Origin of the sequence: Pseudomonas syringae group sp. 247E2 (genome assembly GCF_032587795.1) — a bacterium.
GTDB lineage: Bacteria > Pseudomonadota > Gammaproteobacteria > Pseudomonadales > Pseudomonadaceae > Aquipseudomonas > Aquipseudomonas amygdali.
In genome coordinates, this window is record NZ_JAWHPK010000001.1 from 570948 (window position 1) to 585475 (window position 14528).

10 protein-coding genes are annotated in these 14528 nt (G+C 58.3%); 7 read left to right on the forward strand and 3 right to left on the reverse strand.

From position 1 onward, the window contains the following. Nucleotides 1-787 precede the first annotated feature (787 nt). From pcaR to RYC18_RS02740, 5 genes are all read left to right on the forward strand, one after another. Nucleotides 788-1630, forward strand: coding sequence for a pca regulon transcriptional regulator PcaR (gene pcaR, locus RYC18_RS02720; RefSeq protein WP_003363842.1), 843 nt, complete (start codon nt 788-790; stop codon nt 1628-1630). A 200-nt stretch (nt 1631-1830) separates the two neighbouring features. Continuing rightward, nucleotides 1831-2688, forward strand: coding sequence for a CoA transferase subunit A (locus RYC18_RS02725; RefSeq protein ID WP_002554965.1), 858 nt, complete (start codon nt 1831-1833; stop codon nt 2686-2688). Then, nucleotides 2685-3467 (forward strand): CoA-transferase subunit beta, encoded by a 783-nt coding sequence (locus RYC18_RS02730; protein ID WP_172681010.1) that lies wholly within the window; start codon nt 2685-2687, stop codon nt 3465-3467. The genes RYC18_RS02725 and RYC18_RS02730 overlap by 4 nt, the downstream gene beginning before the upstream one ends. Next, nucleotides 3464-4666, forward strand: coding sequence for a 3-oxoadipyl-CoA thiolase (gene pcaF / locus RYC18_RS02735; protein WP_316882911.1), 1203 nt, complete (start codon nt 3464-3466; stop codon nt 4664-4666). The genes RYC18_RS02730 and pcaF overlap by 4 nt, the downstream gene beginning before the upstream one ends. Nucleotides 4667-4878: 212 nt before the next feature. Next, nucleotides 4879-6180, forward strand: coding sequence for an MFS family transporter (locus tag RYC18_RS02740; RefSeq protein ID WP_316882913.1), 1302 nt, complete (start codon nt 4879-4881; stop codon nt 6178-6180). 66 nt (nt 6181-6246) lie between these two features. Here RYC18_RS02740 and RYC18_RS02745 read toward each other — a convergent pair whose 3' ends face one another. Genes RYC18_RS02745 through RYC18_RS02755 form a run of 3 tightly spaced genes read right to left on the reverse strand, consistent with a single transcriptional unit; the run spans nt 6247 to nt 12002 of the window. Then, entirely contained in the window at nt 6247-7707 is a 1461-nt protein-coding gene (locus RYC18_RS02745; RefSeq protein ID WP_005733475.1) for an AdeC/AdeK/OprM family multidrug efflux complex outer membrane factor, read from the reverse strand. Beyond that, on the reverse strand, nt 7704-10838 hold the full coding sequence (locus tag RYC18_RS02750) for an efflux RND transporter permease subunit (protein ID WP_005745558.1): 3135 nt from the start codon (nt 10836-10838) through the stop codon (nt 7704-7706). The genes RYC18_RS02745 and RYC18_RS02750 overlap by 4 nt, the downstream gene beginning before the upstream one ends. Nucleotides 10839-10841: 3 nt before the next feature. Continuing rightward, nucleotides 10842-12002 (reverse strand): efflux RND transporter periplasmic adaptor subunit, encoded by a 1161-nt coding sequence (locus RYC18_RS02755; RefSeq protein WP_002554959.1) that lies wholly within the window; start codon nt 12000-12002, stop codon nt 10842-10844. Nucleotides 12003-12257: 255 nt separating this feature from the next. Between RYC18_RS02755 and RYC18_RS02760 the strand changes: the two genes are divergently transcribed. Together RYC18_RS02760 and RYC18_RS02765 are read left to right on the forward strand one after the other, a co-directional pair. Further along, nucleotides 12258-12902 (forward strand): TetR family transcriptional regulator, encoded by a 645-nt coding sequence (locus RYC18_RS02760; RefSeq protein WP_002554958.1) that lies wholly within the window; start codon nt 12258-12260, stop codon nt 12900-12902. Between the two features lie 480 nt (nt 12903-13382). Then, complete coding sequence (locus tag RYC18_RS02765; protein ID WP_117140151.1) at nt 13383-14516, forward strand: DUF3396 domain-containing protein; 1134 nt, start codon at nt 13383-13385, stop codon at nt 14514-14516. Nucleotides 14517-14528: the final 12 nt, after the last annotated feature.

Consider the following 14528-nt stretch of genomic DNA (forward strand, 5'->3'; position numbering starts at 1 on the left):
GCAAGTATGTTCACGCCATTCGGACTGTATACCAGATACAGCCAGCGACCTGCTCGGGCCATTACCCGAAAAGGTTGCGGAACATCCTGTTATTGCCTGCGGCTACGTACACCAGAGAAACAGCTGTCGTAGCGACATGTGTGTGATTTCAAGCGCAAGGCTTGCGCTGGCAGGCTTCCCTTTGATCGCGCGGCGATGGTGCACCGTGACAGCGCTTCGACGGGATAATCGAGGCAGAAATCGGGTGAACGGATCAATCGTTTGCGAGGGTGTTGCCGACCCACTGATGGATACTATCTCCAAGAAGTTCTGTTACGTCAACAACAGAGGTTGAATAAGTTCACAGGTCTGGTTTTTTTGTACGATTGTTCCGAAGTTTTAGTGAGCCATTTATATGACGGAACTTTTATAAAACAAATTTTACACACCAGGTGACAAAACCCTGACGATGGAATTCAGAGAGTTTTATATGCACGATATCTGGAGTTGTGATGCGGGGGTTCAGCAGGCGGGGCGTGTTCATGCGCAGCAGGCGCTGCCGCAATGAAAACGGCCTTGCTTGGTGAGCAAGGCCGCTGCCTTGGACTTCTCAGTGGGTACCTGACCAGTAATTTCCAAGAAGTCACTTCGTGGCAGAGGTAAAGGTATAAGTATATTTACGGCGGGTCAATTGCGATTATCGGCCACCTGTTCGATAATCGCACAAGCAGAGGCTGTCTTCACTGCTTCCAATAGACCTGAAACCTGCGCTCCACAGGGGCTGAAGGGAGTTACAGAGGGTGTGTCAATGAACGATGAACTGCGTAAATCTTTTGCCTCATTGGCACCGCCCATCGTGGCGTCACCCGCAAAGCGCATTCAGGCGCTGACCGGAGACCCGGATTTCATGACTTCGCTGGCGCGCGGGCTTGCCGTTATTCATGCATTTCAGGAGCGCAAGCGGCACCTGACCATTGCACAGATCAGCCACCGGACGGAAATTCCCCGGGCGGCAGTGCGCCGCTGTCTGCATACGTTGATCAAACTGGGTTACGCGACCACCGATGGTCGTACGTACTCGCTGCTGCCCAAAGTGCTGACCCTGGGCCACGCCTATCTGTCATCGACGCCTCTGGCGACCTCTTCGCAGCCGTATCTGGACCGTATGAGCGATCAGTTGCACGAGGCATGCAACATGGCCACGCTGGAAGGTGACGACATCCTTTATATAGCGCGCTCGGCGACCACGCAGCGATTGATCTCGGTCGACCTCTCGGTGGGCGGCCGCCTTCCGGCATATTGCACGTCCATGGGCCGAATTCTGCTGGCCGCGCTGGATGATGTGTCGTTGCATGAATACCTTGATCATGTCGATCTGCAGCCCAAGACCAGTCGTACCATTCGCACGCCGGAAGCGCTGCTCGAGTGTCTGCAACTGGTTCGTCAACAAGGCTGGTGTATTGTTGATCAGGAACTGGAGCAGGGGCTGCGCTCGATTGCCGTGCCGGTCTATGATGCGTCGGGCCAGGTGCTGGCTGCGCTGAATGTCAGTACCAGCGCCGGGCGTGTGGCACGCAGCGAGCTGGAACAGCGCTTTCTGCCGATCATGCTCGATGCCAGCCGCGACCTGAGTACGCAGCTGTTTACCTGACCTTGTTTGCCTGGGTATGGTTAAACGGGCTTGGTTATCCGAGCTCGTGAGCGATCGTTAGTTAGCTGAATTTGTTCGGTTACCGAACGGTTAGTCGATTATCGGATTGTTTGCCCGTCTGCTCAGGCATAACCTCATTTTCATTCCGGCGCAGGTCTTCGCGCTGTTCATTGAACGTGATGTTGGGTTCGGAGCACCTCATGGCAGACATTCTTTCTCTACGCGATGCGGTGAAGCAACTGGTCAACGATGGCGACATCGTTGCGTTGGAAGGCTTCACGCATTTGATCCCCACGGCCGCTGGTCATGAAATTATCCGTCAGGGTAAAAAAGACCTGACCCTTGTGCGCATGACGCCCGACCTGATCTACGACCAGTTGATCGGTGCCGGTTGTGCGAAGCGTCTGATTTTTTCGTGGGGCGGCAACCCCGGCGTCGGTTCTCTACACCGTCTGCGTGATGCGGTTGAAAAGCAATGGCCGCGCGCGATGGAAATCGAAGAGCACAGCCATGCCGACCTCGCCAACGCCTACGTGGCTGGTGCGTCGGGCCTGCCGTTCGCAGTGCTGCGCGCCTACGCCGGGTCCGACCTGCCCAAGGTCAACCCGCTGATCAAGACGGTAACCTGCCCGTTTACCGGTGAGGTGCTGGCGGCTGTGCCATCGGTACGCCCGGATGTGACTGTTATCCATGCGCAGAAAGCCGACCGCAAAGGCAACGTATTGCTGTGGGGGATTCTCGGCGCGCAGAAAGAGGCCGCGCTGGCTGCGAAGCGATGCATTGTGACGGTGGAAGAAATTGTCGATGACCTGCAAGCGCCGATGAATTCCTGTGTACTGCCGACTTGGGCATTGAGCGCCGTGTGTCTGGTGCCCGGTGGTGCTCACCCCTCCTATGCGCACGGCTATTACGAGCGTGACAACCCGTTCTACCAGGCCTGGGACCCGATTGCCCGGGACCGTGAAACCTTCACCGCGTGGATTGACGAATATATCCACGGCACCGCAGATTTCAGTGAATTCCAGAGCAAGCTGGCTCGCGCTTCGGAGGCCAAATAATGACTTACTCCACCAGTGAAATGATGACCGTTGCAGCAGCCCGTCGTCTGCGTAATGGCTCGGTGTGCTTCGTTGGCATCGGTCTGCCCTCCAAGGCTGCGAACCTGGCGCGTCTGACATCAGCACCCGACGTGGTGCTGATCTACGAGTCCGGCCCGATTGGTGCCAAACCTACCGTGTTGCCGCTGTCGATTGGCGATGGCGAGTTGGCGGAAACCGCCGACACGGTGGTATCCACCAGCGAAATCTTTCGTTACTGGCTGCAGGGCGGGCGCGTCGACGTCGGCTTTCTCGGCGCAGCGCAGGTGGACCGTTTCGGCAACATCAACACCACCGTTGTCGGTGATTATCATCATCCCAAAGTGCGCTTGCCGGGTGCCGGTGGCGCGCCGGAAATCGCCGGTTCGGCCAAGTCAGTGCTGATCATTCTCAAGCAGTCGGCGCGTTCGTTCGTCAACAAGCTGGACTTCATTACCTCGGTCGGCCACGGCGAGGGCGGCGATTCGCGCAAGCGCCTGGGGCTGCCCGGTGCCGGCCCGGTGGGGATCATTACCGACCTGTGCATCATGGAGCCGGAAGCAGGCACCAACGAGTTCGTTGTGACCACGCTGCACCCTGGCGTGACCCGCGAGCAGGTGATTGCTGCCACGGGCTGGGAGATCCGCTTTGCCGACACAGTGGTCGTTTCCGAAGAGCCTACCGAGGTCGAGCTGACGGCGCTGCGTGATCTGGAAGCCCGGACTGCCGCCGCTCATGGTCAGGTTGCAGGAGAAGCGTGATGCGTGAAGTATTTATTTGCGATGCGATTCGCACACCCATCGGTCGCTTTGGCGGGGGGCTGTCTTCGGTGCGTGCCGACGACCTGGCCGCTGTGCCGATCAAGGCACTGATGGAGCGCAACCCATCGGTCAACTGGCAGGAGATCGACGAAGTGTTCTTCGGCTGTGCCAACCAGGCCGGTGAGGACAACCGCAACGTTGCGCGCATGGCTGCGCTGTTGGCGGGGCTGCCGGAGAGCGTGCCGGGGGTGACTCTCAATCGCCTGTGTGCTTCCGGGATGGACGCCATCGGCACCGCGTTCCGTGCCATCGCTTCCGGCGAGATCGAGCTGGCGATTGCCGGTGGCGTCGAATCGATGTCCCGTGCACCGTTCGTGATGGGCAAGGCTGATGCAGCGTTCTCGCGCAACATGAAGCTGGAAGACACCACCATCGGCTGGCGCTTCATCAATCCGGCGATGAAAGCACAGTACGGCGTGGACTCAATGCCCGAGACAGGCGACAACGTTGCAACCGACTTCAGGATTTCTCGAGCCGATCAGGACGCTTTCGCCCTGCGCAGCCAGCAGCGCACTGCCGTTGCCCAGGCTGCGGGCTTTTTCGAGGAAGAGATTGTGCCGGTACGGGTTGCGCACAAAAAAGGCGAAACCATCGTCGACAAGGATGAGCATCCGCGCAGTGATACCAGCCTGGAAACCCTGAGCAAACTCAAGCCGGTCAACGGCGCGGACAAAACTGTCACCGCAGGTAATGCCTCCGGGGTCAACGACGGGGCTGCTGCATTGATTCTGGCTTCGGCCGACGCTGTCAAAAAGCACGGCCTGACGCCACGCGCCCGTGTGTTGGGCATGGCCAGCGCGGCGGTTGCGCCTCGGGTGATGGGCATCGGCCCGGTGCCTGCGGTACGCAAGCTGGTCGAGCGGCTGGGTCTGGCGGTGACTGATTTCGACGTCATCGAGCTCAACGAAGCCTTCGCCAGCCAGGGTCTGGCAGTTCTGCGCGAACTGGGCCTGGCGGACGACGCACCGCAGGTCAACCCCAACGGCGGGGCCATTGCGCTCGGTCATCCGCTGGGTATGAGCGGCGCGCGCCTGGTGCTGACGGCGTTGCACCACCTGGAAAAAACCGGGGGGCGCAAAGGCCTGGCAACCATGTGCGTCGGCGTAGGGCAGGGCCTTGCGCTGGCCATCGAGCGGTAAGCGCTCCCGTTTCAACCTGTTGTCCAGCAACCCGGATCGTTTGTCTGCCTCCACGAAAAGGCGGGCCGATGATCCGGGTTGTTGTTCGTCCGGGCACTGGATATTCAACCCTGCCGATTTTTCCTGGTGGCTGAATTGCTCTGACTTATTGTGCTCGATTAAAGACGGTGTTACAGATTGTTTCTTATGGACAGTTCTGCTTGGGGAAAATAATGACTACAACATCAAAAGCACCGCATTACACCGGCGAGGAGCGAAGCAAAAGAATTTTCGCCATTGTCGGTGCTTCATCCGGCAACCTGGTCGAATGGTTCGACTTTTATATCTACGCCTTCTGCGCGATTTATTTCGCACCGGCTTTCTTTCCTTCCGATGATCCGACCGTTCAGTTGCTCAACACCGCAGGTGTGTTTGCCGCTGGCTTTCTGATGCGTCCGATTGGCGGCTGGCTGTTTGGTCGTGTCGCAGACAAACATGGCCGCAAGAACTCCATGCTGATTTCGGTCACCATGATGTGCGCGGGATCGCTGATCATTGCCTGCCTGCCGACCTACGCGTCGATCGGTGCCTGGGCGCCGGCCTTGCTGCTCATGGCGCGCTTGCTTCAAGGCCTGTCGGTGGGCGGTGAATATGGCACCACGGCCACTTACATGAGTGAAGTGGCCTTACGCGGGCAGCGCGGTTTTTATGCCTCGTTCCAGTACGTCACCCTGATCGGCGGCCAGTTGCTTGCCGTGTTGACAGTGGTCATCCTTCAGCAATTCCTGACCACCGAAGAACTGCGTGACTACGGCTGGCGTATCCCGTTCGTGATCGGTGCGGCCGCCGCTGTCATTGCCTTGCTGCTGCGTCGCACACTCAATGAAACCACCACCGCCGAAAGCCGTCAGGACAAGGACGCCGGCAGTATTGCCGCACTGTTCAAGCATCATGCCGCAGCCTTCATCACAGTGCTGGGTTACACCGCCGGTGGCTCGCTGATTTTCTACACCTTCACGACCTACATGCAGAAATACCTGGTCAACACCGGAAGCATGGAAGCCAAGACCGCCAGCTACATCATGACCGGCGCGCTGTTTCTGTACATGTGCATGCAGCCGTTTTTCGGCATGCTGGCGGACCGCATCGGTCGTCGTAATTCGATGTTGTGGTTCGGCGCGCTGGGTACACTGTGCACGGTGCCGATTCTGATGACCCTGAAAACCACCACCAACCCGTTCATTGCCTTTGTGCTGATTACCCTGGCGTTGGCAATTGTCAGCTTTTACACCTCGATAAGCGGGCTGGTCAAAGCCGAGATGTTTCCGCCTCAGGTCCGCGCACTGGGTGTCGGGCTGGCTTATGCGGTTGCCAACACAGTGTTCGGCGGTTCTGCCGAATTTGTCGCACTGAAACTCAAAAGTGCCGGGATGGAAAACAGCTTCTACTGGTACGTGACGGTAATGATGGCTGTGGCCTTTCTGTTCAGTCTGCGCCTGCCCAAAGAGCCCAAGTACCTGCATCAGGACCATTGATCGCAGGCTTGTTTCGGCCACAAAAAAACCACCTGATCAGGTGGTTTTTTTGTGTGCCGCTTTAAATCAGAACAGCTGAACCGAAGGCTTCTCTTTGGAGATGGTTTCGGTCTGCCCGGTTCTTTCGTACCAGCCGCCGCCGAGGGCCTTGTACAGGTTGACCTCGCTGGTCAGCTGCGACAGACGATCGGTGATCAGCGTTTGTTGCGCGCTGAACAACGAGCGCTGGGCGTCGAGGAAGGTCAGGTTGCTGTCGATACCGATCCGGTAGCGACGCTCGGCCAGACGGTAGTAGTCCTGGTTGGCCGCGACGAAGTCACGTTGCGCCTGGAGCTGCTCGTCGTAGGTCTTGCGTGAAGCCAGGCCGTCAGACACTTCCTGGAAGGCGGTTTGAATCGCTTTCTCGTAGTTGGCGACGCTGATTTCTTTCTGGATTTTCGAGTAGTCCAGGCTGGCGCGCAGGTTGCCGGCGTTGAAGATCGGGATGTTGATGCTTGGCTGGAACAGCCATGCGCCCGATCCGCCCTTGAACAGGCCGGACAGCTCGCTGCTGCTGGTTCCGGCACTGGCCGTCAGGCTGATGCTGGGGAAGAACGCTGCGCGTGCTGCGCCAATGTTGGCGTTGGCTGCCTTGAGCGTATGCTCGGCCTCCAGAATGTCCGGACGACGCTGCAGCAGGTCGGACGGCAGGCCAGCCGGCATTTCGGTCAGCATGTCGGAATCCAGCAAGTGGCTGGCCGGCAGGTTGTCAGGCAGGCTGGTGCCGAGCAGCAGCACCAGACTGTTCTGATCCTGTGCAACCAGACGCTCGTACTGAGCCAGTTTGGCACGCGCGCTTTCGACGGCGGTGCGTGACTGGCTCAGGTCCAGGGCCGAGGAAACACCGACTTCATTGCTGCGCGAGGTCAGGCGATAGCTTTCTTCGTAGGTCTTGAGGGTGTCCTGCGTCAGCTTGAGCAGTTCCTTGTCGGCCTGCCAGGTCATGTAGGCATTGGCGACGCTGGCCACCAGGCTGATCTGGGTGCTGCGACGCGCTTCTTCGCTGGAGAAGTAGGTCTCCAGCGCCTGCTCGCTGAGGCTGCGGACCCGGCCAAAGAGGTCCAGCTCGTACGAGCTGACACCCAGCGTTGCCGAATAGCTGCTGGTGATGCCTGCCTGACCGGTTTGCGACTGGTCGGCTGGCACGCGTTGACGAGTACCGCTACCTGTCGCCGAAACAGCAGGGAACAGGTCCGAGCGCTGAATACGGTACTGGGCACGGTAAGCGTCAATGTTCAGGGCCGCGACCCGCAGGTCGCGGTTGTTGAGCAGTGCAGTCTGAATCAGCTGTTGCAGCGCCGGATCATTGAAGAAGTGCCGCCAGCCTTGCTCCGCGGCAGCCATTTTGGCGCCTTCGACCGGCGAGTACGCCGGCCCTTGCGGATATTGAGCGGCGACCGGTGCTTCCGGCTGCTTGTACTCGGGGATCAAAGAGCAGCCGCCGAGAATGAACGCGGTAACTGCAAGAGAGATCAATGACTTGCTCATTGGCCAGCCTCATCGTGTGAAATATGTTTCTTCTTGCTCTTGAAGAGCCCTGAAACCGAGACAAAGAACAGGGGCACCCAGAAGATCGCCAGGATAACGGCGGTGATCATACCGCCAATTACACCAGTACCGATCGAATGTTGACTACCTGAACCTGCGCCCGTGGAGATTGCCAGCGGCACAACGCCGAGGATAAACGCCATGGACGTCATGATAATTGGGCGCAGACGCATGCGGCACGCCTCGATTGCCGAGTCGACCAGGCTCTTGCCCTGTTCGTGCAGCTCTTTGGCGAACTCGACGATCAGAATGGCGTTCTTCGCCGCCAGACCCACCGTCACCAGCAAGCCCACCTGGAAGAACACGTCGTTGGACAGGCCACGCAGGCTGGTTGCCATCAGTGCACCGATAACCCCCAGCGGCACCACGAGGATGACCGCGATCGGGATCGACCAGCTTTCATACAGCGCCGCCAGACACAGGAACACCACCAGCAACGACAGCGCGTAGAGGGCAGGGGCCTGCGAGCCGGACAAACGTTCCTCGTAGGACAGACCGGTCCACGAAATGCCGATACCTTGCGGCAGTTTCTTGGCCAGGGCTTCTACCTCGGCCATCGCCTCGCCGCTGCTGTAACCCGGGGCAGGAGTACCGAGCACTTCCTCTGCTGCCACGCCGTTGTAGCGCGACAGTTTCGGTGAGCCGTAGGTCCATTTGCCGCTGGCGAAGGCCGAGAACGGCACCATTTCACCCGAGCTGTTGCGCACGTACCACTTCTTGAGGTCTTCAGGCGTCATACGGGCACCTGCATCGCCCTGGATGTACACCTTCTTCACACGGCCACGGTCGATGAAGTCATTGACGTAGCTGCCGCCCAACGCGATGGAAAGTGTGTTGTTGATGTCCGACAGGGTAATGCCCAGCGCACTGGCGCGTTCGTCGTCGATGATCAACTGGTATTGCGGTTCGTCATTCAGCCCGTTCGGACGCACGCCTGCGAGAATCTTGCTCTGCGCTGCCATGCCGAGGAACTGGTTACGCGCTTCCATCAGTTTGTCGTGACCCACGCCGCCCTGATCCTGCAGGTAAACGTCGAAACCTGTGGCGTTACCCAGCTCGAGAACAGACGGTGGAACGACCGCGAACACCATTGCGTCGCGCAGGCTGAAGAAATAGCCCTGAGCGCGCTTGGCCAGTTCGAAGACGCTGTTGTTGGAATCACGTTCTTCCCACGGCTTGAGCATGACGAACGCAATCGCCGAGCTTTGACCGCGGCCCGCAAAGTTGAAGCCGTTTACCGAGAACACCGACTTCACTGCACCGCTTTCCTTGGTCAGCAGGTATTCACGCATGTTGTCGATGACTTCCTGCGTACGCTCGGTAGAGGAGCCTGCCGGGGTCTGGATCTGGGCAAAGATGACGCCCTGATCTTCTTCCGGAAGGAACGCGGCCGGGATACGCATGAACATCCAGACCATGCCTGCGCAGATCAGGATATAGCCCAGATACGCCGGCCATTTGTGCTTGAGCATGTTGCCGACGCCACGTTCGTAGCTCAGAACGCTGCGGTCAAAGGTGCGGTTGAACCAGCCGAAGAAACCACGTTTTGGCTGGCCGTGCTTCTCGTGATCGATAGGCTTGAGCATGGTGGCGCACAGCGCCGGGGTGAAGATCAGGGCGACAACCACCGACAGGGCCATGGCCGAGACGATGGTGATCGAGAACTGTTTGTAGATCACCCCGGTAGAGCCGCCGAAGAACGCCATGGGCAGCAGAACCGCCGACAGCACCAGCGCAATACCGACCAGCGCACCCTGGATCTGGGTCATGGATTTGATCGTGGCGTCGCGCGGGGAGAGCTTTTCCTCCTCCATGACCCGCTCGACGTTTTCCACCACCACGATCGCATCGTCCACCAGCAAGCCGATGGCCAGCACCATACCGAACATGGTCAGGGTGTTGATGGTGAAGCCGAATGCCGCGAGGATGCCGAACGTACCCAGCAATACTACCGGTACGGTCATGGTCGTGATGACCGTGGCACGGAAGTTTTGCAGGAACAGGTACATCACCAGGAACACCAGCACGATCGCTTCGATCAGGGTGTGCACCACACCATTGATCGATTCGCTGACCACTGGCGTGGTGTCATACGGGTACACGACTTTCATGCCTGGCGGGAAGAACGGCTCCAGCGACGAAACGGTCGCGCGAATAGCCTTGGCGGTATCCAGTGCGTTGGCACCGGTCGCGAGTTTGATTGCCAGACCCGATGCCGGTTTACCGTCGAACTGCGAGTCGGTGCTGTAGTTCTCTGCGCCCAGGCCGACAGTCGCGACGTCCTTGAGGCGAACCTGCGAACCGTCGGTGTTGACCTTGAGGAAGATGTTGCCGAACTGCTCGGCGGTCTGCAGACGCGTCTTGCCGATGATCGTGGCGTTCAACTGCTGGCCGCTGATGGACGGCAGGCCACCCAGCTGGCCGGACGATACCTGGACGTTCTGCGCGGTGATCGCGTTTTTCACGTCCACCGGAGTCAGCTGGAAGTTGTTCAGCTTTGCCGGGTCCAGCCAGATACGCATGGCGTACTGCGAACCGAACACCTGGAAGTCACCCACACCGGAGGTCCGGGAAATCGGGTCCTGCATGTTCGACACGATGTAGTTGGCCAGGTCTTCCTTGCCCATGCTGCCGTCTTCGGACACCAGGCCGATAACCATCAGGAAGTTCTTCACTGCCTTGGTCACGCGGATACCCTGTTGCTGCACTTCCTGTGGCAACAGCGGGGTCGCGAGGTTGAGCTTGTTCTGCACCTGAACCTGCGCCGTATCAGGGTTGGTACCCTGATTGAAGGTCGCGGTAATGGTCATGCTGCCGTCGGAGTTACTTTCCGAGCTCACATAACGCAGGTTGTCGATACCGTTGAGCTGTTGCTCGATCACCTGCACCACAGTGTCCTGCACCGTCTGGGCAGAAGCGCCCGGATAGGTGACCTGGATACCGATGGCTGGTGGTGCGATGCTCGGGTACTGGTTGATCGGCAGGCTGGAAATCGACAGCGCACCGACCAGCATGATCACGAGGGCAATAACCCAGGCAAAAATGGGTCGATCAATAAAGAATTTCGACATGGGTTACTCCCCTTTGCTGCCTGCGGCTTTATCAGTGGCCGGGGCAGGTGCCGGGTTTGCTCCTTTGACGTTGGTCGCTTCGGCGACTTTCACTTCGGCGCCTGGTTTGACGTACTGCAAGCCTTCGGTAATGACCCGATCACCTTCTTTCAGGCCGTCTTCGATCAGCCAGTCGCTGCCCACGGTGCGGTTGGCCACCAGCGTACGCATTTCAACCTTGTTGTCCTGGTTGACGATCATGGCGGTCGGCGTGCCTTTCAGGTCGCGGGTCACGCCTTGTTGCGGTGCCAGAATGGCTTTCGCACTGACGCCAGCCTGCAATTGCGCGTGGACGAACATGCCAGGCAACAAGCGATGTTCCGGGTTCGGGAACACGGCGCGCAAGGTGACCGAGCCTGTAGTCTGATCAACCGATACTTCGGAGAATTCCAGCTTGCCTTCCTGGCCATAGACACTGTTGTCTTCCAGCGTCAGCTTGACCTTGGCCGCGTTGTCGCCGGCTTTCTGCAGCTTGCCGCTTTCCAGGTCATTGCGCAGCTTGAGCATGTCGGCAGACGACTGAACCACATCCACGTAGATCGGGTCGAGCTGCTGGATGGTTGCCATTGCTTCGGTCTGGGCGCTGCTGACCAGCGCGCCTTCGGTCACTGCGGAGCGGCCGATACGACCGGAAATAGGTGCCAGCACCTTGGTGTAGCGCAGGTTGATCTGGGCGGTCTGCAAGGCGGCCTGAGCTTCCTGCGTCGATGCCTGGGCGGTGTCGTATTCCTGACGGCTTACCGCTTGCTCGCTGACCAGTTGCTTGTAGCGATCAGACATCGACTTGGCAGACTGCAGAGTCGCCTTGGCGCTGTTGGCATTGGCCTCATAGACAGCCGGGTCGATCTGATAGAGCTGCTGACCGGCTTTGACGTCGCCACCTTCGGTAAACAGACGTTTGAGAATGATGCCGTTGACCTGAGGGCGTACCTCGGCGACGCGGAATGCGGTGGTCCGGCCTGGCAGCTCGGTGGTCAGGGTATAGGGCTGTGCTTTGAGGGTAACGACGCCGACCTGAGGGGTTTGCGCAGGCGGGGCCGCCTGTTCCTTCTTGCTACAGCCACTGAGCAGGGTTGCCAGGGCGACGGCAGTGACCAGAACGGTAACAGCTGGCTTGAATTGCATGAAGATCCTCGGGGCAGGAGCCTGTTGTCTCAACAGTACGTTGAAGTGTTAAAAAATATTTCGGCTAGATAAGTAGCATGCTAAGGAATATACTTACATTCGCGGCTGTTTGTAAACACCCGCTGTGCGCATTCGGCCACTATTCACAGTGCCGACAGCCAATTCGGGACAAGGCGAGACAAATGCCGCCCGGTCATATCTCCAGGTCTGCCGCCAGACGCATGCCTGAGGTAAATTTTTTGAGGTTTTATTGCCATGGTTCGTCGCACCAAAGAGGAAGCTCAGATCACTCGCAGCCAGATTCTGGAGGCTGCTGAGCAGGCTTTTTATGAGCGAGGCGTCGCCCGCACCACGCTGGCTGACATCGCAACCCTTGCTGGTGTGACGCGAGGAGCCATTTACTGGCACTTCAACAACAAGGCCGATCTGGTCCAGGCAATGCTCGACAGCCTTCAGGAACCACTCGATGAAATGGCGCAGGCCAGTCAGAGCGAAGAGGAAGAAGACCCACTGGGCTGTATGAGAAATCTTTTGATTCATTTGTTTCATGAGCTCGCACTGGACCCGAAAACCCGTCGCATCAATGAAATCCTGTTTCACAAGTGCGAGTTTACTGACGAGATGTGTGATTTTCGTCGTCAGCGCCAGGACAACGCCATACAGTGCCACGACCGGATCACCCTGGGGCTGAACAATGCCGTGCGCCAGGGGCAACTTCCCAAAGATCTCGATACGGCCCGGGCCGCAGTCGCCCTGTTTTCTTACGTAAACGGCATCATTTATCAATGGCTGCTGGTTCCAGACAGCTTTTCATTGCCGGCAGAGGCCGAGCAACTGGTTGATGTGTGTCTGGACATGCTGCGTTTCAGCCCTACGCTAAGAATCAGCAAGGCTTCCTGACGGAGATGACAGGTCGTAGCGCCTGCCGGTTCGGTCGGGCCGTTGTCTTTCCCACAAAGCCTAACTCCAATTCGTGCTTTTCATACAGTGTGTTTACTGACTGTGTACCCGTCCTCATCAATTGCCCCCGCCGGTTGCCGCCGATCAGACCTTGATCCGACAAAATATTGTAGGAGGCAGGTAGGACATTTCCTGATACATGTAGCTGATTTCCCAAAGTAATTTCCGAGTATTGCCCCGCGGGAAAACTCCCTTCACTCTTCGCTTCCGGAAAGATCAGAAGAGAGGAAGGTTGCATGTTTTTGCCGAATCTTGCGCCTATGTGCCTTGAAGTCATCGCCAGATCCGCTGAAGTGTACGAGCGTGGACAGGGCCGTGGCTTGCATGAGCGCAGGTCTGTGTCGGGCGTGATCGAAACATGCAAAGGGCATGCAGGCGTTAGCGTAAATCCGCGTCTCTCGATCAAAGGGAGGGCGGAGCATGTCGGACACTACAACTGATGCTGTGAGGCTACTGGCCGGAGTCGCGCAGCAATCCGAACGGGTTGCCATGGATTCTGAATTGGGGACGCCCGTCATTCGACTTGGGTTGATCACCACGCTGTATTTCCGCAATGGCCACACGCTGGAGATGAAGCGTCGGGTCGAAGCCTGCTTTTCGCGCTTCTATGGCGCGTTCAAGCCGAAACTCAAGTGGCAGCTGTTCAAGCGTATGCGTCGCTTGAGCGCATCGGGTTTTGCATCGACCCGGCGTCAGGTTGTCGAAAGCCTCCCGGACGAGCAGTTCATCTGGTCTATCGCCAGTGCGACCCAGGCCGAGGTCGCCATGTACAGCCTGTTTGTCATGAACACCCCGCAGGGGCAGGCCGATAATGATCGCTCTTGTCTGAAAATGGTATTGCCCTGGTCCTGCCTGACCGAGCCCGACGGTTTGAAGAACTACGAGGCCTGGATCCGCTATCTAAGCAGCGAAGTGCAGGCCGAGCATGGCTTTGGCGGGCTCGCCTGTGTACTGCCTTGCGATGGTCATCAGTATTTACCCTGGGAGTATCGACTGGCTCAGGACTACATAGGGTTGATGGTCGATCCCGGTCCGCACATTGAAAGCCTGCGTTTGCTGGACCGTATAAAGGGCGTCAGTTGGTACACGGTGCTGGGCGAAGGGTTTGTCAGACAGCTGGGAGGGAGCGACAGATTGCGGGGCGAGATGAGCGCGCACAGCGACATCGTGTTTCATAGCTATCGCAACGGGTTGATCATTCGGGCGGGTGCGGTGCCTGAATTGGGTGGTCGAGGCCTGCCACCGCCGCAACCCTATGTGACGGTCAACCGGATGATCAAACCGGTTCGCCTGCAGGACACCGGCAACCTTCATCCCTACCTTGCTCCCGGTATCGGCTTTACCGAGGAAACCACTGCGCAGTGGTACGCGCGATTTGATGAAAAACCGCTGCCGCCAGTTGATGCGGGGCAGGCATGCCCTCGATCAGGCTGCTGGTTCAGCAGCGCACAGTTTGGCTCGCGTCGACATTTCGACGAAGGTGAACTCATGCCGGCGTTCAACCATATAAAAAGCAAGAAAACCCAGTGGTTTTGGGCCGGCATGCCTTCCTGATTCAGCGCGTCG

Bases quoted from the DNA above. Each gene is read 5' to 3' on its own strand.
- pcaR (WP_003363842.1), top strand. From the start codon at position 788: ATGAACGATGAACTGCGTAAATCTTTTGCCTCATTGGCACCGCCCATC.
- RYC18_RS02725 (WP_002554965.1), top strand. From the start codon at position 1,831: ATGGCAGACATTCTTTCTCTACGCGATGCGGTGAAGCAACTGGTCAAC.
- RYC18_RS02740 (WP_316882913.1), top strand. From the start codon at position 4,879: ATGACTACAACATCAAAAGCACCGCATTACACCGGCGAGGAGCGAAGC.
- RYC18_RS02745 (WP_005733475.1), bottom strand. From the start codon at position 7,707: ATGAGCAAGTCATTGATCTCTCTTGCAGTTACCGCGTTCATTCTCGGC.
- RYC18_RS02750 (WP_005745558.1), bottom strand. From the start codon at position 10,838: ATGTCGAAATTCTTTATTGATCGACCCATTTTTGCCTGGGTTATTGCC.
- RYC18_RS02755 (WP_002554959.1), bottom strand. From the start codon at position 12,002: ATGCAATTCAAGCCAGCTGTTACCGTTCTGGTCACTGCCGTCGCCCTG.
- RYC18_RS02760 (WP_002554958.1), top strand. From the start codon at position 12,258: ATGGTTCGTCGCACCAAAGAGGAAGCTCAGATCACTCGCAGCCAGATT.
- RYC18_RS02765 (WP_117140151.1), top strand. From the start codon at position 13,383: ATGTCGGACACTACAACTGATGCTGTGAGGCTACTGGCCGGAGTCGCG.